This window comes from Brevibacillus sp. FSL K6-0770 (genome assembly GCF_038000275.1).
GTDB lineage: Bacteria > Bacillota > Bacilli > Brevibacillales > Brevibacillaceae > Brevibacillus > Brevibacillus parabrevis.
Window position 1 is genome coordinate 4,650,042 of the sequence record NZ_JBBOBQ010000001.1, and the last position, 16,884, is coordinate 4,666,925.

16 protein-coding genes are annotated in these 16,884 nt (G+C 51.9%); 2 read left to right on the top strand and 14 right to left on the bottom strand.

Going from position 1 to position 16,884, the window contains the following annotated elements:
* Positions 1-65 precede the first annotated feature (65 nt).
* Positions 66-626 carry a cupin domain-containing protein gene (locus tag NST23_RS22045; protein ID WP_122964672.1) on the top strand — a complete coding sequence of 187 codons (561 nt, stop codon included), beginning with the start codon at positions 66-68 and terminating at the stop codon, positions 624-626.
* 92 nt (positions 627-718) lie between these two features.
* Here the strand turns inward: NST23_RS22045 and NST23_RS22050 are convergent, their stop codons facing one another.
* The 9 genes from NST23_RS22050 to NST23_RS22090 all read right to left on the bottom strand — a co-directional run bounded on the left by NST23_RS22050 (position 719) and on the right by NST23_RS22090 (position 10,992).
* Entirely contained in the window at positions 719-2,350 is a 1,632-nt protein-coding gene (locus NST23_RS22050; protein WP_280648519.1) for an amidohydrolase, read from the bottom strand.
* Positions 2,351-2,469: 119 nt separating this feature from the next.
* The gene (locus tag NST23_RS22055) at positions 2,470-3,816 is read right to left on the bottom strand and encodes an APC family permease (RefSeq protein ID WP_122964670.1); all 1,347 of its coding nucleotides are present in this window, start codon (positions 3,814-3,816) and stop codon (positions 2,470-2,472) included.
* 550 nt (positions 3,817-4,366) lie between these two features.
* Positions 4,367-4,873 (bottom strand): hypothetical protein, encoded by a 507-nt coding sequence (locus NST23_RS22060; protein ID WP_122964668.1) that lies wholly within the window; start codon positions 4,871-4,873, stop codon positions 4,367-4,369.
* Between the two features lie 15 nt (positions 4,874-4,888).
* Positions 4,889-5,368, bottom strand: a complete 480-nt coding sequence (locus NST23_RS22065) for a hypothetical protein (RefSeq protein ID WP_141254237.1) — start codon at positions 5,366-5,368, stop codon at positions 4,889-4,891.
* Positions 5,369-5,652: 284 nt separating this feature from the next.
* Positions 5,653-7,809: a CocE/NonD family hydrolase gene (locus NST23_RS22070; protein ID WP_328139471.1), complete on the bottom strand. Its 2,157-nt coding sequence runs from the start codon at positions 7,807-7,809 to the stop codon at positions 5,653-5,655.
* 31 nt (positions 7,810-7,840) lie between these two features.
* Positions 7,841-8,884 (bottom strand): dipeptidase, encoded by a 1,044-nt coding sequence (locus NST23_RS22075; protein WP_122964665.1) that lies wholly within the window; start codon positions 8,882-8,884, stop codon positions 7,841-7,843.
* 6 nt (positions 8,885-8,890) lie between these two features.
* Entirely contained in the window at positions 8,891-9,544 is a 654-nt protein-coding gene (locus NST23_RS22080; RefSeq protein WP_122964664.1) for a helix-turn-helix transcriptional regulator, read from the bottom strand.
* A 37-nt stretch (positions 9,545-9,581) separates the two neighbouring features.
* Entirely contained in the window at positions 9,582-10,043 is a 462-nt protein-coding gene (locus tag NST23_RS22085) for a RidA family protein (protein WP_122964663.1), read from the bottom strand.
* Between the two features lie 190 nt (positions 10,044-10,233).
* Positions 10,234-10,992, bottom strand: a complete 759-nt coding sequence (locus NST23_RS22090) for a TrmB family transcriptional regulator (RefSeq protein ID WP_122964662.1) — start codon at positions 10,990-10,992, stop codon at positions 10,234-10,236.
* A 261-nt stretch (positions 10,993-11,253) separates the two neighbouring features.
* On the opposite strand from NST23_RS22090, the gene NST23_RS22095 reads away from it, so the two are divergent.
* Positions 11,254-12,438 (top strand): NupC/NupG family nucleoside CNT transporter, encoded by a 1,185-nt coding sequence (locus tag NST23_RS22095; protein WP_173599225.1) that lies wholly within the window; start codon positions 11,254-11,256, stop codon positions 12,436-12,438.
* Positions 12,439-12,705: 267 nt separating this feature from the next.
* On the opposite strand, the gene NST23_RS22100 is transcribed toward NST23_RS22095, so the two are convergent.
* The 5 genes from NST23_RS22100 to NST23_RS22120 form a co-directional block, all read right to left on the bottom strand.
* A complete protein-coding gene (locus NST23_RS22100) occupies positions 12,706-13,386 on the bottom strand; it encodes a hypothetical protein (protein WP_287102856.1) in 681 nt (226 codons plus the stop codon).
* Between the two features lie 82 nt (positions 13,387-13,468).
* Positions 13,469-13,960, bottom strand: a complete 492-nt coding sequence (locus tag NST23_RS22105) for a hypothetical protein (protein ID WP_287102855.1) — start codon at positions 13,958-13,960, stop codon at positions 13,469-13,471.
* 122 nt (positions 13,961-14,082) lie between these two features.
* A complete protein-coding gene (locus NST23_RS22110) occupies positions 14,083-14,400 on the bottom strand; it encodes a hypothetical protein (RefSeq protein WP_340964582.1) in 318 nt (105 codons plus the stop codon).
* Positions 14,401-14,556: 156 nt separating this feature from the next.
* Entirely contained in the window at positions 14,557-15,987 is a 1,431-nt protein-coding gene (locus NST23_RS22115) for a serine hydrolase (protein ID WP_328139474.1), read from the bottom strand.
* A gap of 3 nt (positions 15,988-15,990) precedes the next feature.
* Complete coding sequence (locus tag NST23_RS22120; protein ID WP_122964660.1) at positions 15,991-16,884, bottom strand: serine hydrolase; 894 nt, start codon at positions 16,882-16,884, stop codon at positions 15,991-15,993.

A 16,884-nucleotide genomic window follows, 5' to 3' on the forward strand; every position in this document is an offset into this window, starting at 1 on the left:
GCTTTCGCCTTCATAGGCAACTGCATACGGTAATAGGGACAGCAACTGGAGAGAGGAGCAATTCAATGTATCCGTCGCACTATGGTTATCCATGGCATCCCCCTGTCACGCCTGTGAACTGGGACTGGGACCAAACGTCTTGGGGACACCACTGGTATCCAGCCTATTATCCTTGGTACAGCAACTGGGAGAGCAGTTGGAATCGGGTCGAGCTGAAAGATTACGGCCCCCACCCGCTGGCGATCAATATCGATGAAGCGACAAAGCAAAACAACTATTACCGCACCGCCTTGTGGACGGGGAAGCATTTGCAAGTCACCTTGATGAGCATTCCGGTAGGTGGAGACATCGGTTTGGAAATACATCCGGACACCGATCAGTTCTTCCGCATTGAGGACGGACACGGGCTTGTGCAAATGGGAGCGAGAAAAGACCGGCTGGACTACCAGGCAAGACTCAATGACGATTACGCCGTGATGGTTCCCGCAGGCACGTGGCACAACATCATCAACACCGGAAACGAGCCGCTGAAGCTGTACTCGATCTACGCGCCGCCCCACCATCCGCACGGAACGGTCCACCGAACAAAGGCGGCTGCCATGGCAGAAGAACGGCATCACTCCTGATGAGCCATTTGACTTCAAGCAAAAAAAAGCAAAAATCCCGACTGACCCTGCGTGCAGGAGTCGGGATTTTTTCATGGCAAATGCTCAATTGCTCAGCTTTCGACGAGTGCTTGCGTATGCTCAAAAACCACTTTTCCATCCACGATTGTCAGCACTGCTTTCGTATCCGGGATTTCCTCGACTGGCACCGCGAAAAGATTGCGCGCAAGCACGACGATGTCTGCCAGCTTGCCCGCCTCCAGCGTGCCCAGCTCCTGTTCCCGGAACGAGCCGTAAGCAGACCCGGCTGTGTACGCCCGCAGTGCCTCGGCCAGCGTAATTCGCTCGTGCGGATGCCAGACATCTGCGCCGCCGCTGTCGATCCTGGTGACAGCCCGGTACACCTGGAGCAACGGATTCAGCAGATCGATCGGGAAGTCTGTCCCGAACGCCAGCCTTGCCCCGGCCTTTTGCAGCGTGTTGATCGAGAAGACATGCTTCTCCCGCTCCGCCCCGATCCGGTCCGTATAGACGCCGCGTTCGGACATGGCAAAATGGTCGGGCTGCATCGAAGCGGTGACATCCAGCTCCCGGAACCGGGGAATATCATCCGGGTGGATGACCTCCACATGCTCGATCGAGTGGCGGGCATCGCGCTTGCCGTTTGCTTTTTGCGCTGCTTCGTAGGCGTCAAAGGCAAGCCGGATCGCTCCGTCTCCGATGGCGTGGAAGCGGATCGCGAAGCCTTCCTTGTCGGCATCCACCACCCATTGTTTGATCGTCTCCGGCGGGAATGACGTCTCGCCCCGCGTGTCGGGCTGATCGGCATACGGCTCAAGCAAATACGCTGTGCGCGCTGTAATGACGCCATCGATAAACTGTTTCAGCCCCGATACGCGCAGCATGTCTGACTGGTACGTCTCGCGAAGCTGTTTGGCTCGCTCCAAATCGCCATCCAGAGCAGGCCAGAGATGAATCCGCATCGTCAGCTCATCTGCCGCCTCAAACTCGTGGAATACGTCATAGTCCGTCAAGATCGCCATCGATTCCGTCGCAAACAGGTCGTGAACCGCCGTGACGCCCAAGCTCGCCGCATACGCGAGGAAGTTGCGGAACAGCTCGCGTCTTTTTTCGCGGGAAAAGTGATACGCGTGCTGGACGACGGCTCCCATCGCCTTTTCATACAAAAGGCCGTTCGGCTCCCCCTCCTCGTCTTTGCCGATGATCCCGAAAGCAGGGTCTTCCGTATCCCTGTCGATTCCGGCCAGTTCCAGCGCTTTGGAGTTGACCCAGGCGTAATGCCCTTCCGCGTGAAACATGAGCGCTGGCCGATCCGGCACAGCCTGATCCAGCGCATAGCGATTCGGCAATTGCTGCGTGTCCCAATAAGCCGCATCCCAGACGTTGCCAATGACCCACGGCTCATCCGGTTTTGCCTGGGCAAACTCGCGCATCATCTCCAGCGCCTCTCTTTGCGATCGGGCGGAAAACAAGTTGACGCATTCCATCGCCACGGCCCCGTGCATGATGTGCAGGTGAAAATCGTGGAATCCCGGCATGATCAGCTGGTCGACAAACGAATACACTTTCGTCTCTTCCCCGGCATAAGCGCTGATCTCTTCTTTTGTGCCGACCGCGATGATTTTGTTGTTGGCAATCGCAATCGCCGCTGGCTCCGGCTTCTCGGAAAGCCCGGTAAAAACGGCATTGCTTGATATGATCAAATCCGCTATTTGTTTTCCCATTGTTTGTCTCATCCTCTCATTTTTCGCTGGAAACGAGTTAAGTTGCCTTCAGCAATGACCGCTGTTAGCCCATCTCGCATCACCCTTTCCTCTCTGCTGGAATGCTCGATTTCGCCCCATTAGTGCACTTCGTCAACCGTCAGCATCGGCGGCGGCTGTCTGAACATTTTCGTCAGTCCAACGAGATAAATAAAGCCAAGCAGGAGCCAACTGCCGCCCAACAACAGGGAATGCTTGTCGAGCTTGATGAAAAACAGGCCGATGAGCGCAGCGCCGATCAAAGGTAGAATCAGGTACAAAATCGTCCCTTTGAACGACCGCTGTTTCTCGCGGATGTAATAATGGGCAACGACCGCCAGATTGACGAAGAAAAAGGCAAACAGCGCTCCAAAATTAATAAACGACACAGCGGTCAGCAAATCGAGAAACAGCGCACTCAACGCGACCAGACCAATGATGGCAATATTGAAAACAGGGGTCCGATACTTGGGCGACAAATAGCCAAACACTTTTTTCGGCAGCACATTTTCCCTGCCCATCGCGTATAAAATGCGCGAGGCGCTCGTCCCGGACGCTACCGCCGACGCGAATCCGGCTGTCAAACCGACTGCGATCACGATGCCGGTGAACACTGTCCCGCCAATGTCCATCGCGATTTCCAGATAGGCGGAGTCGGGGTTTTGAAAAGACTGAAACTGCGGATAAATGAGTTGGGAAAAATAAGACCCGGCAATAAACAACAGTCCGCCGATCAGCGTGATCAAATAAATCGCTTTCGGCAAGCTTTTCGTCGCGTCTTTCGTCTCCTCCGACAGCGTCGTCACCGCATCGAAGCCAAGGAAGCTGAAACAGAGCAGCGGAACGACGGACAACAGCGTCGGGATGCTGATTTGGGCATCGTAAAAAGGCACGGTCGAAAACAGCGTCCCTTCTCCTTTGCCACTCTGCAAGCCGTAGATCGCCAAAATGAAAAAGAGCAGAAAAACAAGCAGTTGCAGCAGAAGCATGTACGTGTTGAATTGCGCTGCCAGCTTGATGCCGAGAATGTTGACCGCCGTAATGATGGCGATAAAGGACACAATCCAGACGAACATCGGAATCGAAGGGAAAAAGGCCGACAGCGAGATGCCGATGAGCAAGGAACTGATCATCGGGCTGAACATGTAGTCGATAATGATCGTCCAGCCGACAATAAAACCGACGTGCGGGCTAAGTGTCTTCTGGGTAAACGTGTAGGCCGCCCCAGCATTCGGGAACGCTTTGACCAGCTGCGCGTAGCTGTACGCGGTAAACAGCATGACAATCATGGCGATGGCGTAAGCCGTGGGCATCATTCCGTTCGTACTATGTACGGCGACACCATACGTCGAGAAAAACGTTTGCGGAGCCATAAAAGCAAGCCCGAAAAAGACGATGTGCCTAAGAGTTAGCGAGCGCTTCAGCGTTGGTGCAGACGGATGCTCCATTGATCAATCCCCCAGTTCTTTTGTTTAGCTACTCTCTTGTTCAAGAAGTTGTCCTCTGCATATTTTGTACCAAGTCAGATAATTTAGCAAATTCCGTTTATTTTACTGCCAGGTCTAATTCTGCTGCCGCCGAAATGTATGCAATGGTGCATCGGCTATCCATTTTTGCATACTTACTGACGAACGGGCGTAAGCATTTTCCGCGCTGTTTGGGAAGAAAGGTGGTGGCATTTGCTTTTCCGGAAAAATATCGCGGCGTTTTTCGGACACAAAAAAGACTGCCAAGCCATTTGGCAGCCGCTGTCTTCTGTAACTTACTTGTGCACGTTTTGTATGAAACTATTGTCACTCGTTTTGTTTGTGCAGCTTTTGCTTGAAAAGCCATCCGGGCCTTTATTGATAGATCCGCTGAACCCTAAGGTGTATTTTTATGATGAAAAAGAGGCACACATTCAGAAGTTATTCTCACGAGTGAAAGGTAGGGGCGCACTTCATTTTCCAGAGAGGATGTTTTCTTAGCTAACACGACACAGTCGATACGAGAAACGAATCACTTTGCTCTTTTCGTGACAATCCATTCTTGATTGTCCTCGTCCAATTTAAATTCAGCAAGAATTAGCTTTCCTTCTCCTTCTTCTTGCAAATATGCCATTTTTCCAAGTGTAAGGTCCTCGTTAAGCAAGAGTACGGGTATTGTATCTCCTACTTGAATAATGGGATCCAAGATTTTTTCCTGAACATCAATAAATGACGTCGCTACTTTTTTAGAGTATTTTTCTTCTAACTGCTCTTCAATCAAATTGCTGTGCAGATACGAGACATAGGTCCACTCATTCCCCTGAGCATCTTTTACTGTATCCAGTACGGGAAGCTCAGAAGCACTTCCTCCCTTGAACGTATTATTGTTCAATTGTACGCCCAGCTTCTCTAACGTCATGCTTTGATACTTTTGCGATGAATCAGTCAACTGCTGAACTTCTTTGTCAGCTAACACACTCTGGCCAACAACAGCCATGACAGCGAGCCCAACGCATACAGGTATTAATTTCTTCAGCATATGATTACCCCACCTTTATTTTTTCCAAACCTTGCCAGTCGTCTTGGATATATAGGAATTATCCAGCGTGTATGCCTTGTGAACTGTTTTCACTTCAGCTTCCTTTGTACCTGGCCCTGTATAGTACGATGTTTGTGCCCATGCACCTTCGCCGGAGGAATCTTTTTTAGTCTTATCGGTAATAAATGTTCCGTTTTTATAAAATTTGGAAGTCGTGCTTACGCCTTTTAAATCTGGCCCCTCGCCTTTTGTGTAACCGCTTAGAAACACATTTCCCGGTTCGGCTTTCTGGTCAACCGCGTATGAGTAGTAATCCTCAAACCCCCAAACATAGTCTGGTCTAGCAAAAGTAGTTCCGCCACCAACAACCAATCCGCTTGCAATTGTGAACAAAAAAACAAATCCACTTATTTTCCTCACAACAAAATCACCTCCGTAATAAGCAATATCATTACACAAATGCGCTAGATTGTCAAATATTGGTAATTCATTCACTTTTCTATCTCAAGCGAAATCACCCCACATATATAGGCGGGAAAATAGCTTCATCTATTGGTCTGCACACCAAAGCTGTGTACATAACCGTTTATATCCTTGATTAGCCACAAGTTTTCCGAATCCCCAGTCGAACCGAGCGTTTTGTTGAGCGCAAGCGGTCACATCCCATTTCATGGAAAACGTCGAGCCGTTGTTCACAAAAAAAGACTGCCAAACGAATTTGGCAGCCGCTGTCTTCTGGATGTGCTTGTGCTAGTTTTGCTTGAATCCCACGCGAGCCTTTATTGATTCACAGGCAGCAAAGGCAGACGAATGTGGCTCGGATGCCGTTCATCATGGTAAATGTGCTGCGTGGCGACCACCGTCTCGGTTTCCGTCGCCAGGTTCCCTCCCGTGTTTGGATTCGGGAACGAGAAGTTTTCCGCACCGGATGTGACCGCGACCCGGATTCTGTGGCCCTTTTGAAAAATGTTGGCGATTTTGCCCATGCGGATTTCGTAGCGTTCGATCTGCCCCGGTTCGAGCAGCTGCGGTTCGGAAAACGAATGGCGGTAGCGGGCGCAAATGATTCCATCCGACAGGCGAATCGAGTTGCCCGCTTCGTCCACGTCGCTCAGTCGCACGAGCCAATCCGTATCGCGGGCCGAGCTGGCTGCGTACAGGACGGCAGAGATTTCCCCGGCAATGGCGACCGCTTCCTGCAAAGGCTCCGATGTGTAGACAAGCACGTCTTGACGTTTCTCTACCTCGGCGTAGTTTTCCGGCACGCAGTTTTCGTTCTCGGACAAATCAAGCAAGTACGGCGCGGCATCTAGCGGATCGAACAAGTACGTATCCGCTGGCTGCTCGCCGGGAGTCGCAAGCGTCAGGGCACCATCTCCCGCACTCGTATTCGCCTGTCCATGGCTGCTCAAATAAAACGCCGTTTGCTGCGCCTCTGCTGGCGGCCACGCCGAGGACGTCTTCCATTCGTTTTCGCCGACCATGTAATACTGGACGCGCGGCTCGTGTTCCACGCCGTTTTCGATGCCTTTCAAATAGCGGTCAAACCAGCGCAGCTGCGTCACGTCCAGATCGTAGCGAATCGCGTTGTTTCCAAATGGCACGTGGTGAATCTCGCGCGTCGTATTGGCTTTGTGGTACCACGGGCCGAGAATCATCCGGGTGTGCTCTGGCATGTTCTGGGACACGACCTCCCACGCCTCGCTTGTGCCCATTCCGTTGTCGTCGTACCAGCCGGATACGAGAAACGCAGGCACTTTTACTTGATCGGCAAACTGCTTCCAGTCGGAACGCGCCCAAAAATCGTCGCCATCGGGATGCTCCATCCATTTTGTCCAGAACGGGATTTCTTTCCCGAGCACTTTTTGCGGAATTTCCTTGATCGGGCGGACTTTCAGCACTTCGCTCCAGTCATCCCGGCTGAGGGCAGCGACATTTCGGCGCTTTTCGGCCATCATGAAAATCCACGATAGCCCCGTGAGAATCGTCCCGCCTTTTCGCGGAATGTCGATGTACGGCGTGCCGACGGTTACGTAGCTGAAAATCGCCTTCAAGTGCGGGTTGCCGCTCGCTGCTGCCGCCCATTGCACGTAGCCTACGTACGAACCTCCGAGCATGCCGATCGCCCCGTCCGACCATGGTTGTGCGGCGATCCAGTTGAGCGTGTCGTCTCCGTCTTCGCGCTCATGCACCAGCGGAATCCATTCGCCCTCGGAGTCTTCCCGCCCTCGCGTGTCCTGTACGACCAATGCGTAGCCGCGCGCGACGAATGGCAGACGGCGAAAAATCGCGTCCATCCGTCCGTATGGCGTCCGCAGCAAAATGGTCGGCACCCGTTCGTCCGGCTGCAATCCGGCTGGAATCCACACTTCTGTCGCCAGCTTGATGCCATCGCGCATGGCTACGTCGTGCCTGCCCAGATGCTTGACGCCGTAGCGCGCGGCAGAAAGCTGCGCATCTTGCCACAGCACAAGCGGCGTCATGCTTTCCCAGCCTTCCTGCACGAGTACCACACTGTCTCCCCTGCCCGTCAAGACGAATGCGATGACCTCGTTGTCGCACACGATCAGGTCGATCGGCATCGCTCCGCCGCGCAGCGCCCACACCCACGCCTGCTTGTGCTCCTGCTCGCCAGAGAGCGTCCCTTCGACTCGCTCATGCCGCTGGTAGCAGCCGCCACCAGGCGGATGCATCTCCTCGACAGCCGACCAGTCGAGCGCATTCCACTCGCCAAGCCTGCGGCTCAGCTCGTACACAGGCAGCTCGTAGACCGCTTTGTCTTCGGCGAGCAGTTCGAAGCTTCTCTCTGCCTTTTCTTCCGACTCCCAATCTGTAGGCCGATGCCACACTCGCTCTTTTCCCAAAAGCAAATCGGCGATGTGAACACCTGATTGATAATAGCCAAAAACTTGTCCAGACGGCTGCTTGTTCTCCATCGTAGCTCTCCTCTTTTCTACAAAATGGAATTTATCTCCACACTTCCTGATAGACGCGCAAATAGTTTTTGCCGAGAATGTCCTCAATCTCTTCGTCCTTGTAGCCCCTAATCATCAGCTCGCGCGTAATCAGCGGAATCGACGCGTGGCCTTTTACGACGTCAAAAGGCATCTCTGTCGTTTTCGCGATGCGGTCGAGCGGAATGTACTTGGTCAAATCGTCGCACAGGTCAAGTCCGATGCCGATATGCTTGCTGCCGACGAGCTTCTTCATATGGTCGACGTGGTCGATCAGCCGCTCAAGCGTCGCTTCGGCTCCGCTGTTTGCCGTAAACATGCTGAACGCATTCAAGCCGATCAACCCGCCCTTTTCGGCAATCGCCGTGATCTGTTCGTCCGTCAGGTTGCGCATGGTCGGCACCAGGCTGCGGCAGTTGGAATGAGAAGCAATGATCGGCTTGCGGGCCACTTCGATCACGTCCCAAAATCCTTCGTCGTTCAAATGGCTGACGTCGATGAGGACGCCCAAGCGCTCCGCCTCTTCAATCAGGGCAACGCCAAAGTCAGTCAGACCGCCTTTTCTCCCTTCACGCACAGGGGCAAAAAAGCTGCCATCTGCGGCAAAATTTCGCCGACTCCAGGTAAGTCCCATCATCCGTACGCCCAGCTCGTAAAAAATGCGCAGCATGCTCAGATCGTTGTACAGCGGCTCGGCGCCCTCCAGGGAGAGAACAAACGAAACTTTTCCTTCCTGCCTTGCCGCGAGCAAGTCTTGTCCGTTTTTGGCGATGACCAAATAGTCCGGAGATTCCGCCACTTCCGCGTGCAAGGCACTCACCTGATTGAGCGCTTTGCGCAACGCCATTTCCGGCACAAACGCATCTTCCACAAAGACGGCCGCCACGACGGAATGCACCCCGCCTGCCTGAAACCGCGGCAAGTATTCTGTCTCGATCAGCTTCGTCCGGCCGTAGCCGCGCTGAATTTCTACATCCATCAGCAAGTCAAAATGTCCGTCCAGCACATGGACGCCATCGTGAAAGCTGCGTGCCTGCTGCAAAGTCGCATCTGCCATTCCCGCTCATCTCCCGTCTTTTTTGTCCAAATAGTTGTAGATCGTGTACTTGGTGACATCCAGCAAATCCGCCACGTGCTGCACGGCTCCCTTGATCAAAAACAGCCCTACTTCGTCGAGCAAATGGATGAATTGAATCTTCTCTTCCTTTTGCATCAGGGCAATCGGTTTTCCGGTCTTTTTCAGGCAATCGTCGATCATTTGCTCCATCAGACTGGTGACCGTCGGCGCGAACTTTTCCGCGGCCCGCCCTTCCTCGGCTTTGTCCGCGAACGCCATCATGTCGTTTAAGGCCGCCTGCGCGATGGCAATGTGCGTCAAGTCCATATTCAGGCACAGGCTGCCGATAATTTGCCCGGTTTCGTCCTTGATGTACAGCGAGCTGGACTTGATCTGCTTTCCCTTGATCGTGTCGTTGCGGTAGTTGAGATCGTAGTCCTCCTGGCTCGTCTTGGCTGTGCGCAAAGCTTGCAGCGCCAGATTGGTGACCGGGGAGCCGACCTCCCTCCCGCTGACATGGCCGTTGTAGATCGCAATGATCGAAGAAGATATGTCTGTCAAATCGTGCAGCACGACTTCACAATGCTGCCCCAACGTCTTCGCCAAGCCTTCCGCGACAGGAATATAGCTGGCTAAAATCGGATGAATGTGTCTCGTCATGAACAGAGCCTCGTTTCTTTCTGCTGTGTTGCTTGTGTCAGCTGACTTCGACAATCAGCTCAATCTCTATCGGATTATTGAAAGGAAGCACAGAAGTTCCGGCAGCTGCCCGCGCATGCTGGCCTGCCTCGCCCAACACTTCGATGAAAAAATCGGACGCGCCATTAATCACTTGCGGTTGCTCGTAAAAATCCGGGGCGCTACTCACCAGCGCAAACAGCTTGACAATCCGCGTGATCCGGTCCAGATCGCCCAGCTCGGATTTGAGCAAGGCGAGCAAATTGAGCGCCGTAATTTTCGCGGCTTCGTATCCTTGCTCGATCGTCACGTCTGTTCCCAGTCTGCCCAAATAAAGCGGCTTGCCGTCCACGTAGCACCCCGCTCCCGAGGTGTACACCAGATTGCCCGTCTGCACACACGAGACGTAATTCGCCATCCGCGGTGGCGGTGGCGGCAATGTGTAGCCCAATTCCTTCAACCGCTGTTCGATCCTCGACATGTCCTCACCCCTTGAATGAATGAAAAGTCAGCAAGACCTGTTGCTGCTTTAACCATACTATTCTGACCACTTTGATTTCAATAATTTTTTAGAAGTTGATTAATTTTTTAAAAGAAAGACACAAAAAACAGCCAGACACACTTTTTTCCAAGCGTGTCCGGCTCGCAAGTCGTCGTATCGTGAAAATCAGTCAATAGCGCAGTTGCATCAGGATGCTTCTGATCTCTTCGTCATTCATCATCAGGTCGTAGTGCTTCCTGCTGATTTTCGCCAGCGCGAGATCGTGGTAGAAAAATTCCGTAAACACTTTGACAAAAGGCTTCGCCATCGTCTTGATCGCTTGCCAGGACTGGTTTTCCTCACAGGCAAAAATCACTTCGCGCTCGTCGATGATCAACAGGCGAAACCGCTCCAATGTATGATGCTCGTCCGCCGGAATCAAGGTGTGCACCTTGGCAATGTTCGGCTTCAGCGATCCGACGACAAGCACTTCTACGTCCACGCCCTCTGCTTCCTTTTCCTCCAGGATCGGCAAATACTCGACGAGATCGTCTTTCCATGCCGAGATGCGGATCGAGCTTTTCGCTTCTTTGATAAGTTGCTTGCTCTGCACCCGAATCGAGCTGTCGACTTTCAGGCTCCAGACGAGATCCTCGGAGTAAGCTTTTTTCCTGGACTGAATTTTCAATTGCTTGATGTTGTCCTGAAATTCTGCTGTCAGCTTTTCAATCGCAAGCGCAAGAGGCAGTGCGCTGTACAGCTTTTTCTTTTCGGAAACCGAATCGAGCACCATGCCTTTTTCAATCATGCGCGACAGCACTTCGTATATTTTCGCCTTGGGCACGCCGGAAATTCGGACGATTTTCGTGGCGTCAAGCGGCTCCTCGCTCGAAACCAGCGCTTCAAAAACTTTGCTTTCATACTGCGAAAAACCAAATTTTTGTAACATGCTTCCTCCTGCCCGTATCATCTGGTTATTTATTTCCTATGATAAAGCATAGAAGCAAGCAAATCCAATGACCATCCCTGAATTGACAGGCGCTTGGCTTCCATGTAATCTGTAACAGGTTACAAGTTACTCCATAGGTAGTAACTAAAATTCACAATCGTTGCACTTCTCTTGCAAAGCGTTTGGAACGCCGCTTGTGAAAGGGACATGCACCTCGGGCAGCATGAGAGACTAGGTAGTAATGGGAGGCAGAAAGTAGCAATGAATGTCGTTTTTTTGTTCACAGGATTTTTGTTCGTAGCAGGCTTGGGCTATGCGTTCAGTCACAATCGCAAAGCGATCCGGCTTCGGCCGATCATCGCCATGATGATCGCCCAGCTGGTGTTGGCCTTCCTCTTGCTGAATACCGGCGTCGGGATTGAGCTGATTTTGTTTATCTCCAAAGTGTTTGATACGCTGATGAAGCTCGGTATCAGCGGAGTCGACTTCGTCTTCGGCGGACTGGAAAACGCCGGAATGTCCACGTTCTTTCTCGATGTGCTGCTCCCGATCATTTTCATCTCGGTATTGATCGGGATTTTGAACCACTTTAAAATCTTGCCGCTGTTGATCCGCTTCACAGGATTTGTCCTCAGCAAGCTGAACGGCATGGGCCGACTGGAAAACTACATCGCTGTTTCCTCGGCTTTTCTCGGACAATCGGAAGTGTTTTTGACGACGAAAAAGCAGCTCGGCCTCGTGTCCAGCAAACGGCTCTATACGCTGTGCACCTCTGCCATGAGCGCGGTGAGCATCGCCATCGTCGGCGCCTACATGACCATGCTGGAACCGAAATACGTCGTCGTCGCCATCGTCGTCAACATTTTGTCGGCGCTGATCGTCGCCAATATTATCAACCCGTACACTTTGACGAAAGAGGAAGATTTGATCGAGCCTGTGGAGGAAGCCGAAAAACCTGCGTTCTTCCAGATGATCAGCGAAAGCATTGTCGACGGCCTGAAAATCGCGGTCATCGTCGGCGCGATGCTGATTGGCTTCATCGCCCTGATGAATCTGGTCAACGAGCTGTTCTTGCTCATCTTCCGGATTTCTTTCCAGGAAGTTCTCGGCTACATATTCGCTCCGGTTGCTTTTTTGATGGGCGTTCCCCAGGCGGAGATCGTTTCGGCGGGAAGCATCATGGCGACCAAAATCGTGACCAACGAGTTCGTCGCGATGCTGAACTTCAAGGAAATCGCCAGCAGCCTGTCGCCCAAAACGGTTGGCATCGTCTCGGTCTTTCTCGTCAGCTTCGCCAACTTCGGCTCTATCGGCATCATCACCGGATCGGTGCGGGCACTCAACGAAAAGCAGGGCGACCTCGTAGCCAAGTTCGGCTTGAAGCTTTTGCTCGGCTCGACGCTGGCATCTGTGTTGTCGGCAACGATCATTGGTGTTTTTCTGTAAACGATCGCTGTTGGTTAGTTTACGCTACTGGAAGACGATAACTGAATACAAAAAACCAAAAAGTCGGTAATCCTGAGAATAGGAAAACCGACTTTTGTTTTGGTAAAAACCGTATTAGCTCGGGGTTTACGTTATTTGACTGGCGATACCCCTAGTTGAAAAACGTTTAGTAGAGAACACAATTCCCATTTGGTACATAGTACAAATTAGAACATATTGGGCGCAACTGGGCAATAATTGGTTACGTCGAACAGTTGTGTGCCCTGATTACTCTTTAAATGAAACCATAGTAACATTCCGATCTTTTTCGCTCACCGTTAAAACAACCTCACTCGCATAGCGAGAGAGAAATACGAGAAAGGGGGATTCTAGCAGGCCGTCACTGAGCACCCAGTTCATGGGGGATATGGTGACCTCGTCACTCGTTTTGAATGGTTTATTAATAAAGTCCCAGAGCTTTTTGTGATCCGGTTGGGCACGGTAGGTAGTCTGCTCGATAAAGGAAGTGCTATCTATTTGGAACAGCTTTACTTTTAGCTGGTTACTACGCTCACATTCTCTCCGCAGATAAAAATCCCTTACCAGAGGATCAATCTTACTTGTATTTATGACCGATTCGATAAAAGATCTTTTTATGTTTGGCTTTAAGTCCTCCAGCCTGATTTCCTCCAGCTTTCCTTTCGTGTATATTCCACGAACTTTAGTAAACAGGCTTGTGAAATTGACGGAAGCATACTCTTCTATCTCGGGATCGTCATGGGCCGGAATTCGATAAGCAGTATGCTCATGAACAACAAAAGGGGCGATGGCCCATTGCAGGACGATATCATGGATAAAATCGGGAGGTTCCTGGAGCCCACTTGACTCCAATTTCTTGAATGAAAAGTCGACGTTTGTTTCTACCCGATTCTCTCTAGTGGGGAACGGTATCTCTATCAGCCAATCCATATATTATGCCCTCCTTATTGGTAAGAGAAGCAAAAGGCAACCTAGATCAGATTGACCGATCTAAACTGCCCCTGTTTCTTTATTAAAGCGGTATTTTAAACGATGCCGATTTAACTGGTGCGATCACGAAACCAGATGATACACCCGCAACGGTCCCATGCACTGTTGCAGTATATGTACCCGGGGAAAGTCCTTGGAAGTCTATTTGGTCGTGATATTTTGAATAGAGAGTACCCGTCAGCTTTTTAGCAATTGGTTCCTGATGTACCAGCTTGCCGTTACTATCATTAATAGTGATGTACACGCTAAAACCTGAGATAACGTCGCCGCTTTTGGATATGTCCAAGGTCCAATTACAATACGCCAGGCCAGGACCAACCAGCTCAGGATAACATTTAATTGTTCCGAAACCGCCTATTCCTCCGGCTTTGGCTTGTGGTACACCTTCCAAGGGCTGCTGAATTAGGTTAAATTGACCCGGCGTGCTGATAATTTCCTCCTCAACAGCAAATGCCGAAAACGGCATTACGGTCATTATAACCAGAGTGAATAAAGCAAGCAATAATCTTTTCATATAATTTTAACCTCCATTTACAAATATTTACAATTTTAATTATAGTTCATTTACCATATTATTCAAGTTGCAAATTTTATATTGGTACCACGTGCTGTAGGTAACTTTGCACTTCCATATGGTTATAAGTCTTTTAAACTGTAAAGCTTTAGCTTCGAGCAGCACTTCCCCCTGGCCCATCTGGCCCATCTCTCGCCCCATATGTACGACTCCCTGGACAGTGCTTGCAAATACTTGGAATCCTCGCCTTCCTTCGCGAACAAGTGGTCAACCGCTTCTGTGAGCAAACCGTGAATCCCCATAACGCTGATGCTCTTGATACTGCTGTAATAGCCGAATACTGGCTCTCCAAAAGAAAGCATGTCTCCATATGCAGCTCCACGATTTCCCCGATAGCCGCACCAAGCGGCGACAGCCATCTCTCCCTGACCGAAACCCACTCTTCGTCACTCATTGCGTCCACCTTGCATTTACCCATATTTTTTCCAACAAAAAGAAAATTTCGCTAAATGTATTTCCCCTTTTTTACAGACGAAAATATTGGACAAAGACAAAAAAGACAGGCAGCCCGCTCGGCATGCCTAACTTTCGCTCGCCTATTTTTCTCCCTCTGCTTTGTCGGAAGCTTTCGTCAATTGGCGCAAGGCGTAGCTCATTCTTACGACCTTGCCTGCCTGATCGCGGAAAAAGTCGATCCAGACGGTAGAATCCCGCCTTTTGAAAACGAAGCTGTCCTTGTCAACCGGAGTGAGCGGATAAGCAAGACCGTCCACCAAAAGTTGCAGCTTCCCTTCCCGCTCCTCGATCACGGTGTTCAGCCATTCCGCAGATCGATAGCTCCCGACGTACTCGGACAGCTGCTCGCTTGCCAGTTCATACGGGGCATACGTGTACAGCGGAGCCGCTGGCGGTCTTTGCGCAAGCGTATTCAAGAGCGCCACGACCAGTTCGCGGACAGATACGCCATCGAGGTTGGCCAGCACTACTCCAGTCAGTTCCATCGACGGAACGGAAAAAATGTGCGAGCTGATCCCTTTGAGCGAACCACCGTGCTCCAGCATCAAGCCTTCGGGAAAAGCCGGAGATACCATCAAACCGTAGCCGTAAGAGCGATGCCCATCACAGCGGGCGTATGGCGCGAGCATTTGCCGGATACTGTCCGAAGACAAAATGTTCGCACGATTGCCCTCGGCATCCGGGCGAAAAATTTGCAGGTAACGCAGCAAATCGTTTACGGTCGATTTGAGAAAGCCTGCGGCGCGCATGGCGGGAGCGTCATGCCAGTACGGGGCGGCGATCACCTCGTTGTTTCCGTCGACTTTTTTGTTCGTGTACAAAACGGTCACGTCGTCCTTGTCCGCAAGCTCCTCCACGGCAAAAACCGTCCGCTGCATGCCAAGCGGCTGCAAAATGTGCTGCTTCACATACTGCTCGTAAGTCTGGCCGCTCGTCCGCTCGATGATCGCCCCAAGCAAGCCGTAGGCGTCGTTGTTGTAGCTGAACGCTTCTCCCGGTTCGCTGAGCGGCTTTCCTTCAAACCCGGCGATCGCTTGCAATACTTCTTCATACGTATCCAGATAGGGCACGGTCTTCAGCTCTTCTTCCGCTTCTGTCCCGATGATCGCAGGGTCTTGCTCCATGCTGCGCTTCATCGCTCCGTCCAAATAAGGCATCGGCGCCATCCCAGGCGTGTGCGTCATGAAATGATGGATGGTAATTCGCTTGGTCAACTCGTCATCGCCCGTGCGAAACTCCGGCAAATAGCGGATGACCGGATCGTGGACGGACAGTTTGCCTGCCTCTTGCAACTGCATGATCGCCACACACGTAAACGACTTCGTAATCGAGGCGATGCCAAACACGGTATCGAGCGAAAGCGGCAGCTGTTCCTCCCTGTTGCGGTAGCCGAACGTCTTTTGGTACAACAGCTTTCCTCCGCGCGCGACCCCGATCGCCGCCCCTGGCGCCTGCGCTTCTTCAAGCAGCAGCCTGGCGTACTCCTCAAACATTTTCATCTGTTCGTCCACTTTTCATCTGCCTCCCAGCGCCTGGTCGTAAATCGCCCGTGCGATGCGGGCAATCGCCAGCTCTGCCGCCGGCTTTTCCGTCACAGCCCGCGACAATACCGTAATCGCGATTGCTCCTTTATCCTCAGGCAAGTAAATGATTCCCGCGTCATTGACCACCGCATTGACTGTTCCGGTTTTGTGTGCGACCTTCGTTCCTTCCGGCAGCAAATACGGCAGGCGGCTGTTGAACTGTTGGCGGCGCAAAATGTCCAGCATGAGCTCACAGGAGGCAGGCGTCAAAATTTCTTTTCGTGCGATCATCGCAAGCAAGCGGTTGAGGTCGCGCGGCGTAGCCACGTTGTTGTCCCGCGTCGGCAGGGAGACATCGTGAACGATTTCATAATCGCCTGTCTCTTCCCGGCGCTCGTATTCGTCGTAGCCAGCCGCAGACGGAGCAGGCTCATTCATCCCGACACAGTGGTTGAGCAATTGCCAGCAAGTGTGCCGCAAATGAATCTGTTCCAGCCCCAGCTCATGCATATGGGCCTCTACCTTGTCGATGCCGCCGATCAGCTCGATGACCAAATCTGTCGCGTAGTTGTCGCTGACAATCGTCATCAAGGTCGCCAAGTCTTTTACGGTCAGGGCTGCGCCTGCGTCCAGCTCCTGCAAAATGCCCGAGCCTGGCACGCGGTTTTCTTTTTGCGAGGCGATCCGCTGGTCGAGCGCGACCCGTCCCGCTTCGACTTCGCGCATCAAGGTGACGAGAATCGGGATTTTGAATGCGCTCGCCAGCTGAAACAGCTCGTCATCCAGATGCCCGGCCTCCTCTTTCGTCTCCACGTGCAATGCCGCTACCCCAAACACTCCTGGCGCATCCTTGAGCGCTTCATCCAATGCCTGTTGCCAAGCCAT